Origin of the sequence: Saccharopolyspora flava (assembly GCF_900116135.1) — a bacterium.
Classification (GTDB): Bacteria; Actinomycetota; Actinomycetes; order Mycobacteriales; family Pseudonocardiaceae; genus Saccharopolyspora; species Saccharopolyspora flava.
Window position 1 is genome coordinate 1,260,894 of record NZ_FOZX01000001.1, and the last position, 21,606, is coordinate 1,282,499.

General features: G+C 69.1%; 9 protein-coding genes. 4 read left to right on the plus strand and 5 right to left on the minus strand.

What is annotated here, in order from left to right; translation table 11 throughout:
- Positions 1-9: 9 nt before the first annotated feature.
- The 3 genes from BM424_RS05780 to BM424_RS05790 are packed head-to-tail and all read right to left on the minus strand — an operon-like array spanning position 10 to position 6,269.
- Positions 10-5,388 carry an ADP-ribosyltransferase gene (locus BM424_RS05780; RefSeq protein WP_093414206.1) on the minus strand — a complete coding sequence of 1,793 codons (5,379 nt, stop codon included), beginning with the start codon at positions 5,386-5,388 and terminating at the stop codon, positions 10-12.
- On the minus strand, positions 5,385-5,693 hold the full coding sequence (locus BM424_RS05785) for an ESX-1 secretion-associated protein (RefSeq protein WP_093414208.1): 309 nt from the start codon (positions 5,691-5,693) through the stop codon (positions 5,385-5,387). The genes BM424_RS05780 and BM424_RS05785 overlap by 4 nt, the downstream gene beginning before the upstream one ends.
- A gap of 15 nt (positions 5,694-5,708) precedes the next feature.
- Positions 5,709-6,269: a YbaB/EbfC family nucleoid-associated protein gene (locus BM424_RS05790; protein ID WP_175547935.1), complete on the minus strand. Its 561-nt coding sequence runs from the start codon at positions 6,267-6,269 to the stop codon at positions 5,709-5,711.
- A gap of 135 nt (positions 6,270-6,404) precedes the next feature.
- Between BM424_RS05790 and pdxR the strand changes: the two genes are divergently transcribed.
- From pdxR to BM424_RS05810, 3 genes are all read left to right on the plus strand, one after another.
- Positions 6,405-7,778, plus strand: a complete 1,374-nt coding sequence (gene pdxR / locus BM424_RS05795; RefSeq protein WP_245775618.1) for a MocR-like pyridoxine biosynthesis transcription factor PdxR — start codon at positions 6,405-6,407, stop codon at positions 7,776-7,778.
- 100 nt (positions 7,779-7,878) lie between these two features.
- The gene (locus tag BM424_RS05800; protein WP_093414211.1) at positions 7,879-8,358 is read left to right on the plus strand and encodes a DUF6319 family protein; all 480 of its coding nucleotides are present in this window, start codon (positions 7,879-7,881) and stop codon (positions 8,356-8,358) included.
- A 402-nt stretch (positions 8,359-8,760) separates the two neighbouring features.
- A complete protein-coding gene (locus BM424_RS05810; protein ID WP_139274010.1) occupies positions 8,761-9,084 on the plus strand; it encodes a hypothetical protein in 324 nt (107 codons plus the stop codon).
- A gap of 626 nt (positions 9,085-9,710) precedes the next feature.
- Here the strand turns inward: BM424_RS05810 and BM424_RS05815 are convergent.
- Together BM424_RS05815 and rpoB are read right to left on the minus strand one after the other, a co-directional pair.
- Positions 9,711-13,622, minus strand: a complete 3,912-nt coding sequence (locus tag BM424_RS05815; protein ID WP_093414215.1) for a DNA-directed RNA polymerase subunit beta' — start codon at positions 13,620-13,622, stop codon at positions 9,711-9,713.
- 115 nt (positions 13,623-13,737) lie between these two features.
- On the minus strand, positions 13,738-17,232 hold the full coding sequence (gene rpoB / locus BM424_RS05820) for a DNA-directed RNA polymerase subunit beta (protein WP_093414217.1): 3,495 nt from the start codon (positions 17,230-17,232) through the stop codon (positions 13,738-13,740).
- 1,083 nt (positions 17,233-18,315) lie between these two features.
- Here rpoB and BM424_RS05825 point away from each other — a divergent pair.
- Positions 18,316-21,564 (plus strand): CHAT domain-containing protein, encoded by a 3,249-nt coding sequence (locus tag BM424_RS05825; RefSeq protein WP_093414218.1) that lies wholly within the window; start codon positions 18,316-18,318, stop codon positions 21,562-21,564.
- The last annotated feature ends 42 nt before the right edge of the window (positions 21,565-21,606 follow it).

Consider the following 21,606-nt stretch of genomic DNA (forward strand, 5'->3'; position numbering starts at 1 on the left):
CAACATTGGTCAATCGAAGTCTCCCGAAAGCGCCTTCACGATGTCCGTCTTACCGCCAGGCATCGGTTCCTGCTTGGGCGAGGAGTAATCGAGGGACGGCGGTGGAGGAAGCTGGCCGCTCGGCAAGTCATCGGGGTGCACTTGCTCAAGCCTGATGTGCCACGTATCGCCATCGCGCCACTTTTCAACGACCTTGAACGCCGAGCCGGCCGGAACAAGGATCTCGGCCTCGCCGCCATTCGGGTTGAACAACCGAATGTCCTTGCCTGTCTTGAGATCCATGTGGAACTCAACCAAACCACTGAACTTGCTCTTGGGCTCTCCCGTTTCCGGATCTTCGCGAACGCTCGTACTCGTGTAAGCAGGTTCGGTGATCACCGAACCCGGCTCGTAGCCATCCGCGATGGCCTGCGCAAAGTCCGGATTGTTCGTCGTCACCGCGCGATGCGCCTTGCAGGCGACGTCCGGGAGCTGGTTCAACGCTCCCGACAGCACCTCGATCCGTTCTCTCTGATTGCCGAGCGCTTCGGGATCTCCGGAGCGAAGGGCTCGGTTGAGTTCATCGAAGAAGTTTCGCGTGTACGCGTGAACCTGCAATCGCTCCGCGTGACTCAGCTGATCAATCCGCGCCGCGAGCTCCGGGTCACGACTGCGCAGTTCAGGGAGGTACCGGTCGAGCTGGAGCTGGAGACCGTGCTCCAGATCGTCGCCCTCCGGGTGCCTGTTGTAATAGTTGTCGACCGAGTTCAAGGTCTCACGATCAGCGCGGAAGTTCGGGTCCGCGATCTCCTGAAGAAACTCGCTCCGTTCAACGTGCGCAGGTGGCTCGGAACCAAAGGTCGTCGCTTCGTCGAGCGCCTCCATACCCTTCGGGCCATGGTCATCCGGTACGGCATCGAGAAACTCACCATCGTGCGGGGCGTTGGGAGACGACTCGAAGTCCGACAGGCCCTTATCAGCGTTCGTCGTCGACGGCGAAGCTTCTGAAGAAGAGCTGTCCGTGGCCTTCGGCGCGAAGTCATCCTCGAGCTTGCCTGAAACGGGCGGGGTCTCGTGGTGGGCAGGTCCCGGGTTGAAATCGTCCAACGCAGGCTCTGACGACGACACCTTGTGCCCTGTCCCGGACGCCACATCAGCAGACTTGTGGTCAGTCGCCGGTTCGAAGTCCGACTTCCAAGAGGACTCCGATGAGACGTGCTGTGCGGAGGAGTGAGCGGAACTCGCAGGCGCGAAGTCGTCGAGGACAGGACTCGAAGGCGTCACGGACTCGCCGAGGGGACTCTGGCCCGCACCGTGTGACGTGACGCCGTTCTCAGACGCAGCAGTGCCATGGGCGGCCGGGTTCCCGGACTGCTGCGGAGCGCTGTGGGGCGGTGAAGACGCACCGTCCCAGGGCGCTTGCGGTTGAACGGATGCTGTCGGCTGAACCGAGGGTTCCTCGAAGTCGGACAGCTTCGGTGCGACGTCCTGACCATGCGCCCCGTGGGGCGGGGTCGCGGTCGACGGGGACGGCGCGTGCGGCGGCTGCGCAGCCCCCTGCTTGGGCGCGGCCGGTTCGAAGTCGGACAGCTTCGGTTGTGCAGGGGCCGGGTGGGGCGGCTGTGGAGTCGTCGACTGGGGCTTCGGCTGCGCCACCGGCTGATGCTGCGGCTGGGACGGGGGACCCTGTTTTGCCGCAGGGGCCTGCGGCGGACCAGGCGGGGGTGCTGCTGCCTGCGGCTTCACCGAAGGCTGCGGAGCAGAACCTCCTGCGTGCGGAGACCCGCCCTGGTTCGGCAGCGGCTGAGCCGGAGCCGGCTTCGGCGAGACGTTCTGAGGTTGAGGCGTCTGCGCCGTCGGGTGGGGCTGAAAACCCTGTTGGGACGGCCCGTGCTGCGCGGTCGGCGGCTGACCTGCCTGCGAGGGCGCGTTCTGCCCGACGTGAGGCGGAGCAGCCGCCTGATGTGGTGCCGAACCGGACAGCTGGGCCCCCTGCGGGGGATACCCGTGCTGCGGCTGCGGCTGCGGCTGCGGCTGCGGCTGCGGCTGCGGCTGCGAGTACGGATTGTGCGTGCCCTGCTGAGGCGTCGGCGCCTGGTAAGCACCGTGCTGCGGTGCGTGCTGGGGCTGCGGCGGGTATCCGCCGTTCATCCACGGCTGATTCCCCTGTACCGCGTTCGGCTGGGGCTGCACCTGGGGGCCAGGGCCCGGGTACGGCTGGTGTCCGCTGGCCGGGGAATACGGCTGCGGCGGTGGACCGGGCGGCTGCGCGGGATAACCGGCTGCCTGATGCCCGTGCTGGGCGTACCCGGACTGAGGCGGGTACGCCTGGTTCGGCGCGTGCTGCGGATACCCCTGGTTCGGCGCGGGCTGCGGATACCCCTGGTTCGGCGCGGGCTGCGGCGGGTGCGCCTGATACGGCCCGGACTGCGGCGGGTAGGGGTGGTTCGGTCCGGGCTGCGGCGCGTAGCCCTGGTTGTGGGGCGGGTAGCTCGGCTGCGGCGGCGGGTAGGCCTGGTTCGGCGGCGGCCCGAACTGTCCCGGTGGGGGCGCGTTGCCGTAGTGGTGCCCGGTGGCCGGGTCGACCGAGTAGTTGTCGTTCGGCCCACCACCGAACATGCTCCGCCGTTGGGCGTGTTCTGCCTGTACTCCTCCTCGGGTCCACTCCGGGTTGTGGCCGGGTGGGTAGGGGCTGTTGTGGACTGCTTTGGTGCCGTCGGGGCGGAAAGCGGTCCACTCGCCCGGGGAGTCCAGGCGGGGGTGCGGGGTGCCGGACTCGTCCTTGTCGAACTTGGCCCGGGTTTCGCTGGCGTAGATGTTGCCGTAGTTGTCGACCCAGGCGTTGCTGTTCGGGGCCAGGACCTCGACGCCGAGCTCCTCGGAGAGCTGCTGGGCGAAGTTCTTACCGCCGGGGACGTCGGCGCCCGTCTCGCAGGAGACCAGGCGGATCGGGGTGCCTTCCTTGTAGCCCGAGGTGCCCTTGATGATCTCGGCGAGCTCCTTGGCGTCGAGGTCCAGGTCCTTGAACTTCACGCCGTTCGGGCCGCCGTGCATCTCGACGGTGAAGCGGTTCGGGTCGACCGAGCAGCGCGGCCGCTTGTTGGCCCACTCGGCTTGGCCGAAGTAGTGCTCCTTCGGGGGCCTGGTGAACGACAGACCGGCGGAGGTGGCCTCGATGTCGCGCCGGCGCGGGCCCAGCTTCTCGCGCAGCTCGTCGGAGATGTCGAGGCGCGGCGTGTGGGTCACCTTGTGGTGGGCGGCCTGCCACCCGTCCTTCGGCGGGGTCTCGGCCGCCATCGACTCCGCGGTCGACACCCTCGGCTGATCGGGTTTGGGCTGGTCAGCAAGGCTGTTCGGCGCTTCAGGGGCGCGCTGGGCCGGGATCGGCGTGCGGGGCGCCTCGGCGGTGCGCAGGTGCTCCGGGCGCGACGGGGCCGCGACCTGGCGCTGCATCGGGGTGCCGGGGCGGGCCGCCGCTGGGGAGGGAGTCCCGCCGCGCGGGGTGTGCACCGGGGCGTCGGCCTGCGGACGGGCCATGTTGGGACGGCTCGGGCCGTCCACGTGCGAACGGCTCGGGGCGTCCGGGCGCGGGGACTGCGGACGGTCCGGAGCGTCCGGGCGCGGACGGTCCGGAGCGTCCGGGCGCGGGCGGGCCGGGGCGTCGGCGTGCGGACGGCTCGGGATGTGCGCGGCGCCCGGATGCCCGGACGTGCCGGTCCACCCGCCGGAGCCCTGACGTCCCGCACCGCGCGGCGACGGCGTGCCACCGGACGGGGCACCACCGGACGGAGCCGCCGGGCTCGCGGTCCCGGACGGGGCCGCGCTCGGCTGATCCGGGCGTGGAGCCGACGGTGCCGACTGCGGAGCTGCGGTCTCCGGCGGCCGGGCCGGCGCCTCGACGCTGGCGGCCGAGGTGTGCGCGGGAGCGCGCGGGGTGTCCGGCGTCGAACCGCCGGAACCGGCGTGGGTCTGGGCGGACGGCGATCCCGCGGCCGCGTGGGGCGCGCCTCCCGAGCCCGAGTGCGTGGAGGCCGAACCGGCCTGGGACCCCGAGTCGTCCGTCGACCTGACCGAATCCGACTGCGGCGCACCGGAATCCGGTCGCGACTGCGGAGTCGCATCGGCAGAGGTCGGCTGACCCGCATCGGAACTCGACCACGTCTGCGTTCCCGCGTCAGCGTGACTCGAACCCGAATCCGCTTGCGCGGTCGGGGAATCCGATCCGGAGTGCGACTGACCCGATCCGCTCGAACCCGAGTCGGGAGTCCCGGAACCGGAGTCACCATCCGTCCGACCACTGGTGCCGGAACTCGAATCTGCCTGCGCCGAAACAGATCCCGACCCGTCCGAGGAATCCTGGGACGGCGAACCACCCTCTGAGGTCGAGCTCGATCGCGTGGACGAATCATCCTGCGACGACGACCGTCCACCCTCCGCGGACGCCGAATCGAGATCGTCGCCGGAGTCCGGGGCATTCGGGGTGTCGGGACCGCCGAACCTGGCGTTGTGGCGACCGACGACGTCGGTACCGAAGGTCTCGTCGATCTTCTTCCAGGACTTGGCGGCCAGGTGCTCGGCGACGTCGAGCTTCTCCGCGACCTTGCTGACCGCCCCGGCTCCGGCTTTCCCCTTCCCGCCCAGGGCTTTCATGATGTCGCCGAAGGCCTCGGCGAGCTTGGCGAGCTTCGGGGAGACGTTGCTGATCGTCTTGATCAGCTTGTTGACCACGTCGGCGATCTTGCTGACGGTCTTGGAGATGAACGCGACCGCCTGCGGCACCACCCAGGCCAGCGAGGCGATCGGGGGCAGCAGGGCTTCCAGCGCGTAGGTGATCAGCCGCGAGATGCAGTCGGCGACCAGGTCGCGGACGAACTCGCGGACGAACGAGACGACCTCGCCCATGATCGTCACGACCGAGCCGATGGTGCCCGCCAGCTTCGCCGCGCCGTCGAGCGCTTCGCCCTTCTCCGCGGCGGTCCTGCGGTAGGCGTCGCCCGCGGCGCCGGTCCAGTCGGCGGTGTCGGCCTTGACGGCGGCCTTGTACTGGCTCGCGGCCTCCTCGACGGCCTTGGAGACGTTCTCCCAGGTCTTGCCGTAGGCGGCGACGCCGTCGGGGTCACCGGCGAACCAGTCGAGGGCCTCCTTGAGCGGCTGGACGTGCTCGATGAGCCAGGACAGCCCGTAGGACAGCAGGGTGCCGATGGGGTCGACGGCCATGCTGATGCCTTCGAGCGCGAGACCGCCGTAGGCGAGCCCGGACTCGACCCAGCTGGACCCCTCGTTGAGGCTGGAGACGTCGTTGACGGACTCGGCGATGCCGATGCCCGCCACCCAGCCCTGGTCACCGGTGCCCTTGGTGATGAAGCCGTCGCCGCTGTCCGGCTGCTTCTCGACGAGCGGGTTGCTCACGGCTGCACCCCGCGGATCAGCTCGCTGTTGCGGTCGTCGATCTCCTGGTAGTCCTCGGCCGTGGTGCGCACGTCGTCGGCGATCTCCTGCATCGACTTCACCGCTTCGCGCACCGCGTCCACGCCCTTCTGCTCAGCGAAGTCGATCATCATCGCGAACGGCTGGCACAGCACGCCGTAGGCGCTGTTGTCCAGCGAAACCTGCTGCGAGGCATCGACGGCCGTGCTCAGCTGATCCACCACACCATCCACTTTGGACGCGTGGGTGCGCAGGCTCTCGATGACGACGTTCATCTCGTCGGGCATGTGCTGTCCCCCGAATCAGCGCAGGAAGGAGCCGTTGCCGAAGTCCTCGTCGTCGAAGTCGTCCGGCCTGCGACGACCGGGCGACTGCTGCGGAGGCTTGGGCGGCTGCTGACGACGCGGCGGCTGGTAGTCGTCCTCGACGGCGGGCCGGATCTCGTTGCGACCGCCCCCGCGCGCGGGCGGCTCCTCCTCCGGCGGCGGCTCCGGGAAGTGCCTGCGGGCCTGGTCGAGCACGTGCTGGGCGGCCGTGTCGGCCATCCCGACGGTGTCCTCGACGGCCTGCTGCATCCGGCCGGGGATCTTGGCCTGCGCCTGCTGGACGAGCCGCATGATGTCCGCGCCGAGCCGGGGCATGGGCCGGTTGTTCGCGCTGTCGGTGAGCTGCAGGTCCTGCAGCATTCCGCTGGAGGCGACGGTCACCCGGATCGCGCCGTCGCGGGACGTCTCGGTCACCGCGATGCCCTCGACCTGCTGCTGAAGCCGGGTGAACTTCTCGGCCTTCTCCGCCGCGCGGTCCTGCCACTCCCGGACCATCCGCTCGGCGGCGCCGATGTCCCTGCCGAAGTCCTCCGCCACAGCACTCCCCGTCGATCAACCGTCCAGCGGATGAGCACGTTATCAACCGATCAGGTGCCATCAGACCGGATCCGAGATTTCCCGCGAGAGGCGAGGATCACGCTGTCCGGGAAGTCGGAATGTAGGGTCGGGATCGTGACGGGGGGATGGTTCGCCGGGCTGGATCGGCCGGACAGCAAGCAGCTGACCGAGACCCTCAGAAGCGCCATCCGCGACGGGTCGCCGGCCGCCGGGACCCGGGTCCCCTCGACCCGCTCGCTCGCCCAGGAGCTCGGCATCGCGCGCGGCACCGTCACCCGCGCCTACGAGCAGCTCGCCGCCGAGGGCTTCCTCATCGCCCGCCAGGGCGCCCCCACGGTCGTCGCCGAGCTGCCGCCCGCACCGGCTCCCGCATCGCCGCACGCGACCGATCCGGAGCCCGAAGCGGGGCGCTGGGACTTCCGGCCGGGCCGGCCGAACCTGAGCGCCTTCCCGCGCCGGGACTGGCTGGCGGCCAGCCGGCGGGCGCTGCGCGACGCGCCCACCGACGACCTCGGCTACGGCGACCCGCAGGGCCACCCGCGGCTGCGGGAAGCCCTCGCCGGCTACCTCGCGCGCGAGCGGGCGGTGGCCACGACCCCGGCCAACATCATCGTCTGCAACGGCTACACCCAGGCGTTGTCGCTGCTCAGCAATACCCTTGCGGATCAGGGCGAGACGTCGGTGGACTTCGAGGACCCGTCCGCGCCGCACCTGTGGGACATCCCCGCCGGGTTCGGGATGGCCGTGCACGGCATCCCGGTGGACTCCGAGGGGCTCGACGTGTCGCGGCTGCGGAGCCGGGCCGTGGTCGTGACCCCGGCGCACCAGTTCCCGCTGGGCGTGAGCATGAGCTCCGCCCGGCGGACCGAGCTGGTGCGCCGCGCCAAGGACGAGGACCTGCTGGTCATCGACGACGACTACGACGGCGAGTTCCGCTTCGACCGCCAACCGGTCGGGTCGCTGCAGGGGATGGCTCCCGACAACGTCGTCTACGCCGGCACGGCGAGCAAGACGCTGGCCCCGGCGCTGCGACTGGCGTGGCTGGCGCTGCCGTCGCGGCTGGTGGAGCCGGTGCGCGAGCTCAAGCGGACCAGCGGTCTGCACGCCCCGCTGTTCGAACAGCTGGCCATGGCAGAGTTGATCTTGTCGGGGGCCTACGATCAGCACGTCCGCCGATCGCGCGCCACCTACCGGCAGCGCCGCGAGCAGCTCGGTGAAGCGCTGCGCGGGATGCGCGCGAACCACCGGCCGCACCCGGCCGGGATCTCGGCGGGCCTGCACGTGACCTTGCAGCTGGATCCGGAAGGACCCACGGAGAGCGAGGTCCTGGACGGAGCGCGGCGGCACTCGGTGGAACTCCAGGTGCTGGGGCCGCACTGGGTCGCTCCCGGCGAGCACCCGCCCGGCGTGATCGTCGGGTACGCGGCGCCGTCGGACCACGCGTTCCGTCCCGCGCTGCGAGCGCTGGTCACCGTCCTGGAGCGGTGACTCGATCGGGCGACACTGCGCGTCGCCGCCGTGTCCGTAGCACGAAGGGGGAACACTTGTTCTATTCTGGTGTCCCCTCCCGCGATAAACAGGAGACAAGTTGACCGAAGAGCAGACCACCGCGGCCGAGGCCACCGGCACCGACAGCACCGCTGTCGCCACCGACCCGACCTCGCCCGAGACTCCGGCAGCCGCGGCGCCGGCTGCCACCGACGCCTCGTCCGAGGCTTCCACCGAGGCCTCCTCCGGCGCCTCCGCCGGGGCCGAGGCGCCGAAGAAGCGCCAGACCCGCAAGAGCTCGGCGAAGAAGACCCGCACGGTCGAGCTCACCCTCACGGTCACCGGCACCGCCGACGGCGAGTGGCAGGCCGAGCTGATGCACCAGGGCAAGCGCGTCGTCCAGGCCCTGCCGGTCGCCGCCGCCGCGGTGTCCAAGGCCGCCGCCGAGCTGAACCCGGAGATCTTCGAGACCATCGAAGGCGTCATCAACGAAGCCCGCCAGCAGCACGAGGCCAAGCTCGCCGAACTCGAAGCCGAGGTCGAGCGGGTCCGCAAGGCCCTCGCCGAGCTCGAAGGCTGACCCGAAGACTCCCGGGGCGCCGTGGTCCCCTCCCAGGCACGGTCCCCTGGACATGAAAGAGCCCCTGCCCAGCAGGGGCTCTTTCATGTCCTCATCTCCTAACACGTATGTGTTAGAATCGTCCGTGTTCAAGGAAGTGAAGGAGAGCCAGTGGTCGGCCGACCACATCGCCAGACACGGGGTCACCTTGGACGAAGTCCGCGAGGCGATCTTGGCTCGGCCCTACTACAGGCAGCGCGGTCGAGGAGGCACTTGGGTCGTATACGGCCGATCCACTGCCGGCCGCTACCTGCTCGTAGTTCTCTCCGACGACGGCTGCGGGCGCGCGTTCGTGATCACCGCACGCGACATGGAGGACCGAGAGCGACAACTTTTCAGGCGAAAGGCGCGATGATGACAAGCATGTCTTACAAGGGCGAGCAGCTGCCGATGCCCAAGGAGAAGCTCGAAGAGCTGGCCGAGTATTACGAGACGCACTCGGGCGCGGACGAACCAGGTGCCGAGGACGGCTCCTGGGTCGAGGCTCCCAACATGGTGACCGTATCGATCCGAGTCACCGAGCAGACGCGCAACGCCCTCGATATCCAGGCTAAACAGCTCGGAATGCGACGCACGGCGTACATCCGCCACATCCTCGAAGACGCGACCAGAGAGCAAGAAGCCCGCGAGTCGCTCGAGACCCGAGTGACCCGACTCGAAGCAGCCCTGGCCAGGCTCCTCGCCTGAGCTCAGGACCCACGTCGAAGCCCCTGCCCAGCAGGGGCTTTTTCATGTCTTGAGGTGTCCGGACCCGTTGTGGGGGGTGGGGAAGTTTTCATGAAAACTTCCCCCACCACGTCCCCGAACCGGGGTTTCGACTGGCATCTCAACCACCCCACGGCGAGAGAACGTGCTGGTGGGGTGGGGTGTCCGGAGTCGTTGGGGGAAGTTTCCGGTGACATCTGCTCTGGGTTGGTGGGGAGGACAGTTTTCATGAAAACTTCCCCACCCCGCGGACCCGCGGTGAGAGGACGGGTCTGGGTCGATCCGGAGTAGTCAACGAAATGATCAAGGGCGGTTCCGGTCTCGTCCCGCCTGGACTAGCTTCCAGAACCATGACCCAAGCGCCCGTTGAGCAGACCCTGCCCATGCCGAAGATCGAGGCCGAAGCCCTCGCCGACCACTACGACGCCCAGCCCGCCCCGGGCGACGAGGCCACGGACGAGGCCTGACCAGCACGAACCCGGTCACGCGGCCGGGGCCGGGGCATCGCAGTCCGCTCCACCCCGCGCCGCTGCTGGCCATCCCGGAACGAGAAGGAGCCCCTGCCCGGAGGAGTCGGGCAGGGGCTCTTGGCTACTTCACTCGGAACTTCAGCGGTAGTCCCGGCCGAAGTCGTAGTCGTCCAGCGGGACGGCCGCACCGGTGCCGGCGCCGAACACATCCGGGGTGTAGTAGCTGTCGTCGTAGGACGGGATCGCGTAGGCCGCGGCCCGTGCCTCCTCGGTCGGCTGCACCTGGATGTTGCGGTACCGGTTGATGCCCGTACCGGCCGGGATCAACTTACCGATGATCACGTTCTCCTTCAGGCCGACCAGCTTGTCACTCGCGCCCTCGATCGCGGCGTTGGTGAGGATGCGGGTCGTCTCCTGGAAGGAGGCCGCCGACAGCCACGACTCGGTGGCCAGCGACGCCTTGGTGATGCCCATCAGCACCGGACGGCCGGAAGCCGGGTCGCCGCCCTCGGCGACGACGCGGCGGTTCTCCGCCTCGAACTGCGAGCGCTCGACCGGCGAACCGGGCAGGAACTCGGTGGCACCCGAGTCGATGATGATGACCCGGCGCAGCATCTGGCGGACGATGACCTCGACGTGCTTGTCGTGGATGCCCACACCCTGCGACCGGTACACCTCCTGCACCTCGTTCACCAGGTGCAGCTGGGCCTCGCGCGGGCCCATCACGCGCAGCACCTCGTGCGGGTCGACCGCACCTTCGAGCAGCTGCTGACCGACCTCGACGTGGTCGCCGTCGGAGATCTGCCGCTCGGTGCCGTCGACCGAGATCGCCGCGAGCCGCTGACGCTTGGACAGCTTGTCGTAGACGATCTCCTCGCCGCCGTCGTCCGGAATGATCGTGATCTTCCAGTAGCGGTCGTTGTCCTCCAGCCGGATGCGGCCGGAGGTGTCGGCGATCGGGGCCTTGCCCTTCGGGACGCGGGCCTCGAACAGCTCCTGCACACGCGGCAGACCGGTGGTGATGTCGTCACCGGCGACACCGCCCTGGTGGAAGGTGCGCATCGTCAGCTGCGTACCGGGCTCACCGATGGACTGGGCGGCGACGATGCCGACGGCCTCGCCGACGTCGACCAGCTTGCCGGTGGCCATCGAGCGGCCGTAGCAGACCGAGCAGACGCCCACGCCGGACTCGCAGGTCAGGACGCTGCGGACCTTGACCTTGGTGACCTTGGCGGCGAGCAGCTTCTCGATCGCCGGGTCGCCCAGGTCCGAACCGCGGGCCAGCACGATGTTGCCGTCGGCGTCGGTGACGTCCTCGGCGGTCGTGCGGGCGTAGACGCTGGTCTCGACGTGCTGGTGACGGATGATCCGGCCGTCGTGCAGCACCTCGGCGATCGGCATCTTCACACCGCGCTCGGTGCCGCAGTCGGTCTCGCGGACGATGACGTCCTGCGAGACGTCCACCAGACGACGGGTCAGGTAACCCGAGTCAGCGGTACGCAGCGCCGTGTCGGCGAGACCCTTGCGGGCACCGTGGTTGGAGATGAAGTACTCCAGCACGGACAGGCCCTCGCGGAAGTTCGCCTTAATCGGGCGCGGGATGTACTCACCCTTCGGGTTCGACACCAGACCACGCATACCGGCCAGCTGCACGACCTGCGTCATGTTACCGGCGGCCCCGGACTTCACGATCGTGCTGATCGAGTTGTCCTCCGGGAAGTTGGTCTCCATCGCCTCGGCGACCTCGTCCTTGGCCGCCGTCCAGACCTTGACCAGCTCGGCGTTGCGCTCCTGGTAGGACAGCGCACCGCGGCGGTACCGCTTCTCGACCTGGTCGGCCTTGGCCTCGTAGTTGTCGAGGATCTCGGTCTTGTTCGGCGGCACGACCACGTCGGTGATCGACACGGTCACACCGGAACGGGTGGCCCAGTGGAAACCGGCGTCCTTCAGCTTGTCCAGCGTCTGGGCGACGGTGACCATCGGGTACCGCTCGGCGAGGTCGTTGACGATCGCGGCCTGCTTCTTCTTCGGCAGCAGGTCGTCGACGAACGGGTAGTCCTCGGGCAGCAGCTCGTTGAACCAGACGCGGCCCAGCGTGGTCTCGGCGATCCACGGCTGGCCCGGCTCCCAGCCCTCCGGCATCTGCTCGGCGTTGGGGACCAGGTCCCGCAGCCGGATCTTGACCTTGGCCTGCAGGTCCAGCACGCCGCGGTCGAAGGACATGATCGCCTCGCCGACCGAGGAGAACGCCAGGCCCTCGCCCTTGGCTCCCTCGACCAGGCGGGTCAGGTGGTACAGGCCCGTGACCATGTCCAGACGCGGCATCGCCAGCGGCCGACCGGAGGCCGGCGACAGGATGTTGTTGCTGGACAGCATCAGGACCCGGGCCTCGGCCTGGGCCTCGGCCGACAGCGGCAGGTGGACCGCCATCTGGTCACCGTCGAAGTCGGCGTTGAACGCCTCGCAGACCAGCGGGTGCAGCTGGATGGCCTTGCCCTCGACCAGCTGCGGCTCGAAGGCCTGGATACCGAGGCGGTGCAGCGTCGGAGCGCGGTTCAGCAGAACCGGGTGCTCGGCGATGACCTCTTCCAGCACGTCCCACACCTGCGGGCGCTGGCGCTCCACCATCCGCTTCGCGGACTTGATGTTCTGCGCGTGGTTGAGGTCGACCAGCCGCTTCATGACGAAGGGCTTGAACAGCTCGACGGCCATTTCCTTCGGCAGACCGCACTGGTGCAGCTTCAGCTGCGGGCCGACGACGATGACCGAACGGCCCGAGTAGTCGACTCGCTTGCCCAGCAGGTTCTGGCGGAAACGACCCTGCTTGCCCTTGAGCAGGTCGGACAGCGACTTCAGCGGCCGGTTGCCCGGGCCGGTGACCGGACGCCCGCGACGGCCGTTGTCGAACAGCGCGTCCACGGACTCCTGCAGCATCCGCTTCTCGTTGTTGACGATGATCTCGGGCGCGCCGAGGTCGATCAGTCGCTTGAGGCGGTTGTTGCGGTTGATCACGCGGCGGTACAGGTCGTTGAGGTCGGAGGTCGCGAAGCGACCACCGTCGAGCTGCACCATCGGACGCAGGTCCGGCGGGATGACCGGCACGCAGTTGAGCACCATGCCGCTCGGGTCGTTGCCGGTGGCCTGGAAGGCCGCCACGACCTTGAGCCGCTTGAGGGCGCGCAGCTTCTTCTGGCCCTTGCCGCTGCGGATGGTCTCCCGCAGGCCCTCGGCCTCGGCGGCGATGTCGAAGTTCGCCAGCAGCGTCTGGATCGCCTCGGCGCCCATGCCGCCGGTGAAGTACTCGCCGTACCGGTCGTAGAGCTCGCGGTAGAGGACCTCGTCGGCGATGAGCTGACGGGGCTCCAGCTTGGTGAAGGTGTCCCAGATCTCGTCGAGCTTGTCGAGCTCGCGCTGCGCGCGGTCGCGCAGCTGCTTCATCTCGCGCTCGGCGCCTTCCTTGACCTTGCGGCGCTGGTCGCTCTTGGCGCCCTCGGCCTCGAGCGCGGCCAGGTCGGTCTCGAGCTTCTGGGCCCGGGCCTCCAGGTCGGCGTCGCGCTGGTCGGCGACGCGCTTGCGCTCGACGCTGATCTCGCTCTCCAGCGTCGACAGGTCGTTGTGCCGCAGCTCGGTGTTCACACCGGTGATCACGTAGGCCGCGAAGTAGATGATCTTCTCGAGGTCCTTCGGGGCCAGGTCCAGCAGGTAGCCCAGCCGCGACGGAACGCCCTTGAAGTACCAGATGTGCGTGACGGCGGCGGCCAGCTCGATGTGGCCCATCCGCTCGCGGCGCACCTTGGCGCGGGTGACCTCGACACCGCAGCGCTCGCAGATGATGCCCTTGAAGCGGACCCGCTTGTACTTACCGCAGTAGCACTCCCAGTCCCGGGTCGGACCGAAGATCTTCTCGCAGAAGAGCCCGTCCTTCTCCGGCTTCAGGGTTCGGTAGTTGATGGTCTCGGGCTTCTTGACCTCGCCGTACGACCACTGGCGGATGTCGTCGGCCGTGGCGAGGCCGATGCGGAGTTCATCGAAGAAGTTGACGTCAAGCACGTCGGGTCTTCTCCCTTGGTCGAATGGTGCTCCTCCCGGGGCCACCGGGGGAAGCGAGTGCCAGGTTGGGTCGGTCGCCGGCCCGCGGGACTAGCCCGCGGGCCGGCGGCGAGGGTCAGTGAGCGATGTCGTCCACCGACGGGTTCTCGTTGCGCGACAGGTTGATGCCGAGGTTGGCAGCGGCGCGCTCCAGGTCCTCGTCCTCGCTGTCCCGCATCTCGATCGCCGCGCCATCGCTGGAGAGCACCTCGACGTTCAGGCACAGCGACTGAAGCTCCTTCAGCAGCACCTTGAACGACTCCGGGATACCCGGCTCGGGGATGTTCTCGCCCTTGACGATCGCTTCGTAGACCTTGACGCGGCCCACCACGTCGTCGGACTTGATCGTCAACAGTTCCTGCAGCGTGTAGGCCGCACCGTAGGCCTGCATGGCCCAGCACTCCATCTCACCGAAGCGCTGACCACCGAACTGCGCCTTACCGCCCAGCGGCTGCTGGGTGATCATCGAGTACGGGCCGGTGGAGCGGGCGTGGATCTTGTCGTCCACCAGGTGCGACAGCTTGAGGATGTACATGTAGCCGACCGCGGTCGGGTACGGGTACGGCTCACCGCTGCGGCCGTCGAACAGCTGCGCCTTGCCGTCGGGGCCGACCATCCGCTCGCCGTCGCGGTTGGGCTTGGTCGACGCGAGGAGACCGGTGATCTCCTCCTCCCGGACACCGTCGAACACCGGGGTGGCGGTGTTGGTGCCGGGCTCGACGTCGAGCAGCTCCTCCGGAAGGCGCTGGGCCCAGTCGGCGTCCGGGTCGATCTCCCATCCCCGCGACGCGATCCAGCCGAGGTGCGTTTCCAGCACCTGGCCGATGTTCATACGACGCGGAACACCGTGGGTGTTGAGGATGATGTCGACCGGGGTGCCGTCGGACAGGAACGGCATGTCCTCGGCGGGCAGGATCTTGCCGATGACGCCCTTGTTGCCGTGGCGGCCGGCGAGCTTGTCACCGTCGGAGATCTTGCGCTTCTGCGCGACGTAGACCCGCACCAGCTGGTTGACGCCCGGGGGCAGCTCGTCGTCGTCCTCGCGGTTGAACACGCGGACGCCGATGACCTTGCCGGTCTCGCCGTGCGGCACCTTCAGGGAGGTGTCGCGGACCTCGCGGGCCTTCTCGCCGAAGATGGCGCGGAGCAGGCGCTCCTCCGGGGTCAGCTCGGTCTCGCCCTTCGGCGTGACCTTGCCGACCAGGATGTCGCCGCCCTGGACCTCGGCACCGATGCGGATGATGCCGCGCTCGTCGAGGTCGGCCAGCACGTCGTCGGAGACGTTCGGGATGTCCCGGGTGATCTCCTCGGCGCCGAGCTTGGTGTCGCGGGCATCGACCTCGTGCTCCTCGATGTGGATCGAGGTGAGCACGTCGTCCTGCACCAGGCGCTGGCTCAGGATGATCGCGTCCTCGTAGTTGTGCCCCTCCCACGGCATGATCGCCACGAGCAGGTTCTTGCCCAGGGCCATCTCGCCGTTCTCGGTGCACGGACCGTCCGCGATGACCTGACCCGCCTCGATCCGGTCGCCCTCGTTGACGATCGGCTTCTGGTTGATGCAGGTGCCGTGGTTGGACCGGGAGAACTTCTGCATCCGGTACGAGCGGCGGCTGCCGTCGTCGGCCATGATCGTGACGAAGTCCGCGGTCAGCTCCTCGACCACGCCCGCCTTCTCGGCGGTGATCACGTCACCGGCGTCGACCGCGGCGCGCAGCTCCATGCCGGTGCCGACCAGCGGGGACTCGCTGCGCAGCAGCGGCACCGCCTGACGCTGCATGTTCGCACCCATCAGGGCGCGGTTGGCGTCGTCGTGCTCGAGGAACGGGATCATCGCGGTCGCGGCGGAGACCATCTGCCGCGGCGAGACGTCCATGTAGTCGATCTCGTTCGGGGCGAGCAGCTCGACCTCGCCGCCCTTCCGCCGACCCAGGACGCGGTCGTCGACGAAGTTGCCGTCGTCGTCGATCTTGGCGTTGGCCTGCGCCTTGACGTAGCGGTCCTCTTCGTCGGCCGTCAGGTAGTCGATCTGGTCGGTGACCCGGCCGTCGATGACCTTGCGGTACGGCGTCTCGATGAAGCCGAACGGGTTGACCCGCGCGAACGTGGCCAGCGAGCCGATCAGACCGATGTTCGGGCCTTCCGGCGTCTCGATCGGGCACATGCGGCCGTAGTGCGAGGGGTGCACGTCTCGGACTTCCATGCCGGCGCGCTCACGGGACAGACCGCCCGGGCCGAGCGCGGAGAGACGACGCTTGTGCGTCAGACCCGCGATCGGGTTGGTCTGGTCCATGAACTGCGACAGCTGCGAGGTGCCGAAGAACTCCCGGATCGCCGCCGTGATCGGGCGGATGTTGATCAGGGTCTGCGGCGTGATCGCCTCGACGTCCTGCGTGGTCATCCGCTCGCGGACGACGCGCTCCATGCGGGACAGGCCCACCCGGACCTGGTTCTGGATCAGCTCGCCGACGGTGCGCAGGCGGCGGTTGCCGAAGTGGTCGATGTCGTCGACCTCGACCGGGATGTTGTCGCCGGCGTCGTCACCGCGAGCGGGCATCTCGGTCTCGCCCGCGTGCAGGCGGACCAGGTACTCGATGGTGGTGACGATGTCCTCTTCGGTCAGCACGCCCGTGTCGTAGGACTGCGAGAGACCGATCTTCTTGTTGACCTTGTAGCGGCCGACGCGAGCCAGGTCGTAGCGCTTCTCCTTGAAGAACAGGTTCTCCAGGAGGGTCTGCGCGCTCTCCTTGGTCGGCGGCTCGCCCGGGCGCAGCTTGCGGTAGATGTCGAGCAGCGCTTCGTCGGTGCCGCCGGTGTGGTCCTTCTCCAGGGTCGCCATGAGCGTCTCGGAGAAGCCGAAGCGCTCGCGGATGGCCTCGGTGGACCAGCCCAGCGCCTTGAGCAGCACGGTGACCGGCTGGCGGCGCTTGCGGTCGATGCGGACACCGACGGTGTCGCGCTTGTCGACGTCGAACTCCAGCCACGCACCGCGGCTGGGGATGATCTTGACGCTGAAGACGTCCTTGTCGGTCGTCTTGTCGACCGACTGGTCGAAGTAGACACCGGGGGAACGCACGAGCTGGGAGACGACGACCCGCTCGGTTCCGTTGATGATGAACGTGCCCTTGTCGGTCATCATCGGGAAGTCACCCATGAACACCGTCTGGCTCTTGATCTCGCCAGTGGAGTGGTTGGTGAATTCCGCGGTGACGAACAGCGGGGCGGCGTAGGTCATGTCCTTGTCCGTGCACTCCTCGACGGAGGCCTTGACCTCGTCGAAGCGCGGATCGGAGAAAGACAGCGACATCGATCCGGAGAAGTCCTCGATCGGGGAGATCTCGCTCAGGACCTCCTCAAGACCACCAACCGGATTGTCCTCGCCGGCGTCGACCCGGCGCTGGAACCAGGCCTCGTTACCGACAAGCCATTCGAAGGACTGGATCTGCAGGTCTAGCAGGTTCGGCACGTTCAGCGGCTCGCGGATGTTCGCGAACGAGACCCGCTTGGGTGCCCCAGGGATCCCCGACGTGTAGTTGGAAGCTGCAGAGACCTTGGTCGCGCGGGAGACTGCCAAGATGCGTCCTTCCGGGACTCTGAACTGGCTACAGCCGTGCTCGCGGCGACAAGCGCGCGTCAGGCAAGCGCGCAGATCGCTAGCACAGCTGTCAAGGGTGCAATGGCGCCGACCATCCTACGGTCCAGTGCGGGACAGACCAATAAGAGGACAGCGCAAAGTAGCAGTCTAGCCGGAAGGACGCCAGCTGTCGAGGGGGCCCACCGATGGCGGCCCAGCCCCGCGTTGAGGACCAGAGTGAACCCGCGCGCGCTCTCAGTCAAGAGATCACCGATCGTTCACCCTCGTGGCGGAAAACACGATCACCTCACGTGACCGCCGAGGGGCCTTTTTAACCTGGTCAGGCGCTTTTGATCATCGCACGAGGGACTCCTGTCACGCCGTTGGCGAACCCCCTCCGATCGGCTCTTGACAAGTCTCTGAACCCTCCTGTGAGTCCACCCGGGACGGACGTCCGGCGCCGCGCGGATCCCGGCGCGGGGCTCGCGAGACCACCCGAGACCGTCCGACGGCGGATCCACGTCCACACGAAAGTGGGCGATCGCCCCTCGCGCGTCGCGGGTCACACAATTCCCACCAGCCCCACGCGACCCAATTCCGGCACCCGCGGGATTGTTCGCGCGGGGAAATTCGGGCGTCCCGGTTTCGGGATCTTGAAAAGATTGGTCCAGGCCAATTCGCGGGACCACCCGAGACCACTCGGAACGACCGGGAATATCTGGAAACGGCTGTTCATGATCAACTACGGTGAGTTGCGGCAGGCCGGGTGAACTGGACGACCGTCCCCCGAACGTCGTAGCGAACCGGGCGCAACATCAACACCCCGCGACGATCTTGCCCGCTTGACCACATCGAGACCACGGGTTGTCTTAAACATTCCCCTACGGGGCTGAAGCCGTCGCGCAGAGCTAGTAGTTTCTCCCCACGAAGCTCAGCAATTACATCCAACGGGGGGACCCGCTGCCTCCGGAGGCGATCCCACCCAGTAACACATGGGCTACTCGACAATTCACTCCGCCGGTAACGTGAGATGACCACCGGCCTCCCCGACCGGTGCCCGGCAGGCCACAGGAGAAACGACCGATGACAGACGATGCAAGCCGCGCGAGCGAGCGGTTCCGCGGGCTGCAGCGTTGGACCGGAGGCCAGGACCAGAGCGGCCCTCACACCCCACAATCCAGTTGGTTCGCCCCCGAGGACGACGGCGAGGCCCCCGCGGACGCCCCCGACGCGAGAGCGGGCGGACCGCACACCGGCACCAACCCGGGCTTCGGCACCAACCCCGGAACGGGACCCGGGACCGGGAGCCAGCAGGCCGTCGGGCAGCAACCCGGCCCGCCCAACCCCGGGCAGCCCGGCAGCGGTGAGCGTCGCAGCCCCGAGCAGCGCTACGCCGACGCCATCGCGGCGATGAACCAGATCGTCACCACCCTCGACTTCACCAACCTGCCCTGGGTCACCGAGATCTTCCGCAATACCGCGGGCGTGCTGCGCGCGGACGACCCGGCGCGGGCCGGCGTGCTCAACAACCTCGGCAGCGCCGCGCAGCTGCGCTACGTCCAGAGCCGCGACCTCGCCGACCTCGAGGACGCCATCGGCTACTACCGCTCGGCGGCCGAGGCCGCCCACTCCGGGGACCGCGACCGCATCCTCTACTTCTGCAACCTCGCGCTCGCCCTCACCGACCTCGCGGGCAAGACCGGTCAGGCCCGAATCGCCGCCGACGGCGCGCAGGTCGCCCGCGACGCCGTCGGCCAGACCCCCAAGCGCGACCAGCGGCGCCCGATGGTGCTGCTGCGGCTGGCCAACGCGCTCAAGCTGCACGCCCGGCTCGCCGACTCGCCCGAATCCGACGAGGAGTCGATCGCGGTGTTCCGGGAGGCCGCGCGGATCTCCCCGGCCTCCGACGCCACCACCTCCGAGCTGCTGATCAACCTCGGCTCCGCGCTGATGCGCCGCTACCAGCGCAACAGCGACCCGGACGACCTCGACGAGGCGATCAAGCACCTCGCGGCCGGATCCGGGGCGCTGCCCGACGGCGACACCCGGCGCGGCGGGCTGTGCCGCTACGCCGAGGCGCTGCGGCTGCGCTTCCAGCGCAACGGCGACCTCACCGACCTCAACACCGCGATCAACGAGCTGATCGGCGTCCTCGGGGTGCTCGAAGGCGGGAACCCGCAGCTCGGCACGGCCGTGTGGCAGCTGGCGGCGGCCACCGTCGAGCACGTCGACGCCACCGGCGAGTCCGGGCAGCTGCGCCGCGTGCTGCGCCCGATCACCCCGGCCGTGCGGGCGCTGGCCACCGAGGACACCTCCCGCGCGCTGGCCCTGGGCGGCTACGCGATCCTGCTGCGCAGGCACTTCCTGCACGGCGGCGAGGCCAAGGCGCTCGACACCGCGGTCACCGCCGGGGAGGCGGCGGTGGAGGCCGCGGCACCCTCCCAGCGCGCGCGGATGATCACCGCCCTGAACACCAGCCTGCTGGTGCGCTACGAGCACGGCGAGAACCGCGACGACCTCGACCGCGCCGCCGACCTCGCGCGCGAGGCGGCCAAGGACGCGGTGCCGGAGACCCAGCAGATCGCGTGGGTCCAGCTCGGCACCGTGCTCACCCACCGGTTCCAGCGGGCCGGGCGCGCGCAGGACGTCGAGACCGCGATCGAGCTGTTCGACCAGGCCCTGATCGCGATGCCGGAGACCGTCCCGGGCCGAGCGGTGGTGTCCATCCAGCTCGGGCTCGCGCTGCAGGCGCTGCACCAGCGCACCGGCCGCAGGCGGTACTACCGGTGGGCGCGCAAGGTCCTCACCGAGGCCGCCGACCAGAGCAACGCCCCGTCCGAGCAGCGGTTGCGGGCCGCTGCGCTGGCTGGCCGGATCAGCGCGCAGGAGCAGCGCTGGTCGGAGGCGCTGGAGTCGTTCACCACGGCCGTCGAGCTGCTGCCGCTGATGACCCGCGGCAAGCGGGTCGTGGCCTCCCCGAGCGCGCAGCAGCGGTGGGCGTCGATCGTGGCCGACGCCGCGGCCAGCGCCATCGAGGCCGGCGAACCGGACAAGGCCGTGGAGCTCGTCGAGCACGGCCGGTCGGCGATCCTGGCCGACTTCCTGCCCAGCGGCGGCGAGCTCGGTGCGCTGCACCGCGACCACCCGGACCTGGCGGACGAGATCGTGCGGCTGCGGCGGTTGCTGGACCGCCCGGCCGAGGACCCCGACCTCGGTGACGCCGACGACCGGACGCGGCTGGCCGACGCCTGGTCCGCGCTGATCGACGAGGTGCGCGAGGTCCAGCCCGGGCACCTGCGGATGCGGCCGTTCTCCGAGCTGAGCGGGGTCGGCGGTGACGGGTCGGTGGCGATCGTCAACCTCAGCCGCTACCGGTCGGACGTGCTGGTGATCTTCGGCGGCCGGGTGCTGACCGTCCCGATCTCGCACGCCACCCCGGACCGGGCCGGTGAGCAGGCGCTGACGCTGCTGACCGCGGCGCAGCAGGACGACCACGCCACGATGGCCGAGGTGCTGGACTGGACCTGGGTGCGGATGGTGCGCCCGGTCCTGGACCGGATGGGATACCTGAACACGCCGGCGGCGGGAAGCCGGTGGCCGCGGGTGTGGTGGAGCTGCTTCGGGGCGGCGGCGTACCTGCCGCTGCACGCCGCGACCGCGCACGCGGGGGCGTCGGCGCTGGACCGCGTCGTGTCGTCCTACACGCCGACGCTCGGCTGCCTGCTGCGCGCCCGCACCCGGCCGGTGCCGGAGGGCGACGCCCTGGTGGCGGCGGGTTCGGCGGTCCAGGTCTCGCGGGAGCTGCCGCCGCAGAACCAGGTGCTGGCCCGGTACTGGCCGACCGCGGAGATCATCTCGACGGAGAGCGCGAGCGCGACCGACGTGCTGCGGATGCTGCCGAACTACCCGTGGGTGCACATCTGCGAGCCGAGCTCGCAGTTCCCGGCGCAGCCGGCGGCGGGGATGCTGCTGGACCGGGACGGGCAGCGGCCGCTGGGGCTCGTCGAGCTGGGGCAGATGGCCCTGGACCAGGCGGAGTTCTGCTACCTGGGTCAGGTGGCCAGCGCGGCGGATCAGCCGTGCGCGGCGGCGCTGTCCCTGGCCTCGGCGCTCGGGTTCGCCGGGTTCACGCACGTCATCGGCACCCTGTGGGAGGTCGACGGCGCGAGCGCGGTGGAGGCTCACGCGGACTTCTACTCGGAGGTCTTCGGGCAGAACGGCTACGGCACCGACGGCGCGGCCTACGCGCTGCACAACGCCGCCCGCGAACTCCGCAACGCCCGCCCCAACGACCACGCCACCTGGAGCGCCCACATCCACGTCGGCCCCTGACCCCACCATCCCCACCGCAGCACTGCGGAAGTGCGGAAGTGC

What these genes read in the sequence shown, in the direction of transcription:
- BM424_RS05825 (WP_093414218.1), top strand. Translation starts at nt 18,316, where the DNA reads ATGACAGACGATGCAAGCCGCGCGAGCGAGCGGTTCCGCGGGCTGCAG.
- BM424_RS05785 (WP_093414208.1), bottom strand. Translation starts at nt 5,693, where the DNA reads ATGCCCGACGAGATGAACGTCGTCATCGAGAGCCTGCGCACCCACGCG.
- BM424_RS05810 (WP_139274010.1), top strand. Translation starts at nt 8,761, where the DNA reads ATGTCTTACAAGGGCGAGCAGCTGCCGATGCCCAAGGAGAAGCTCGAA.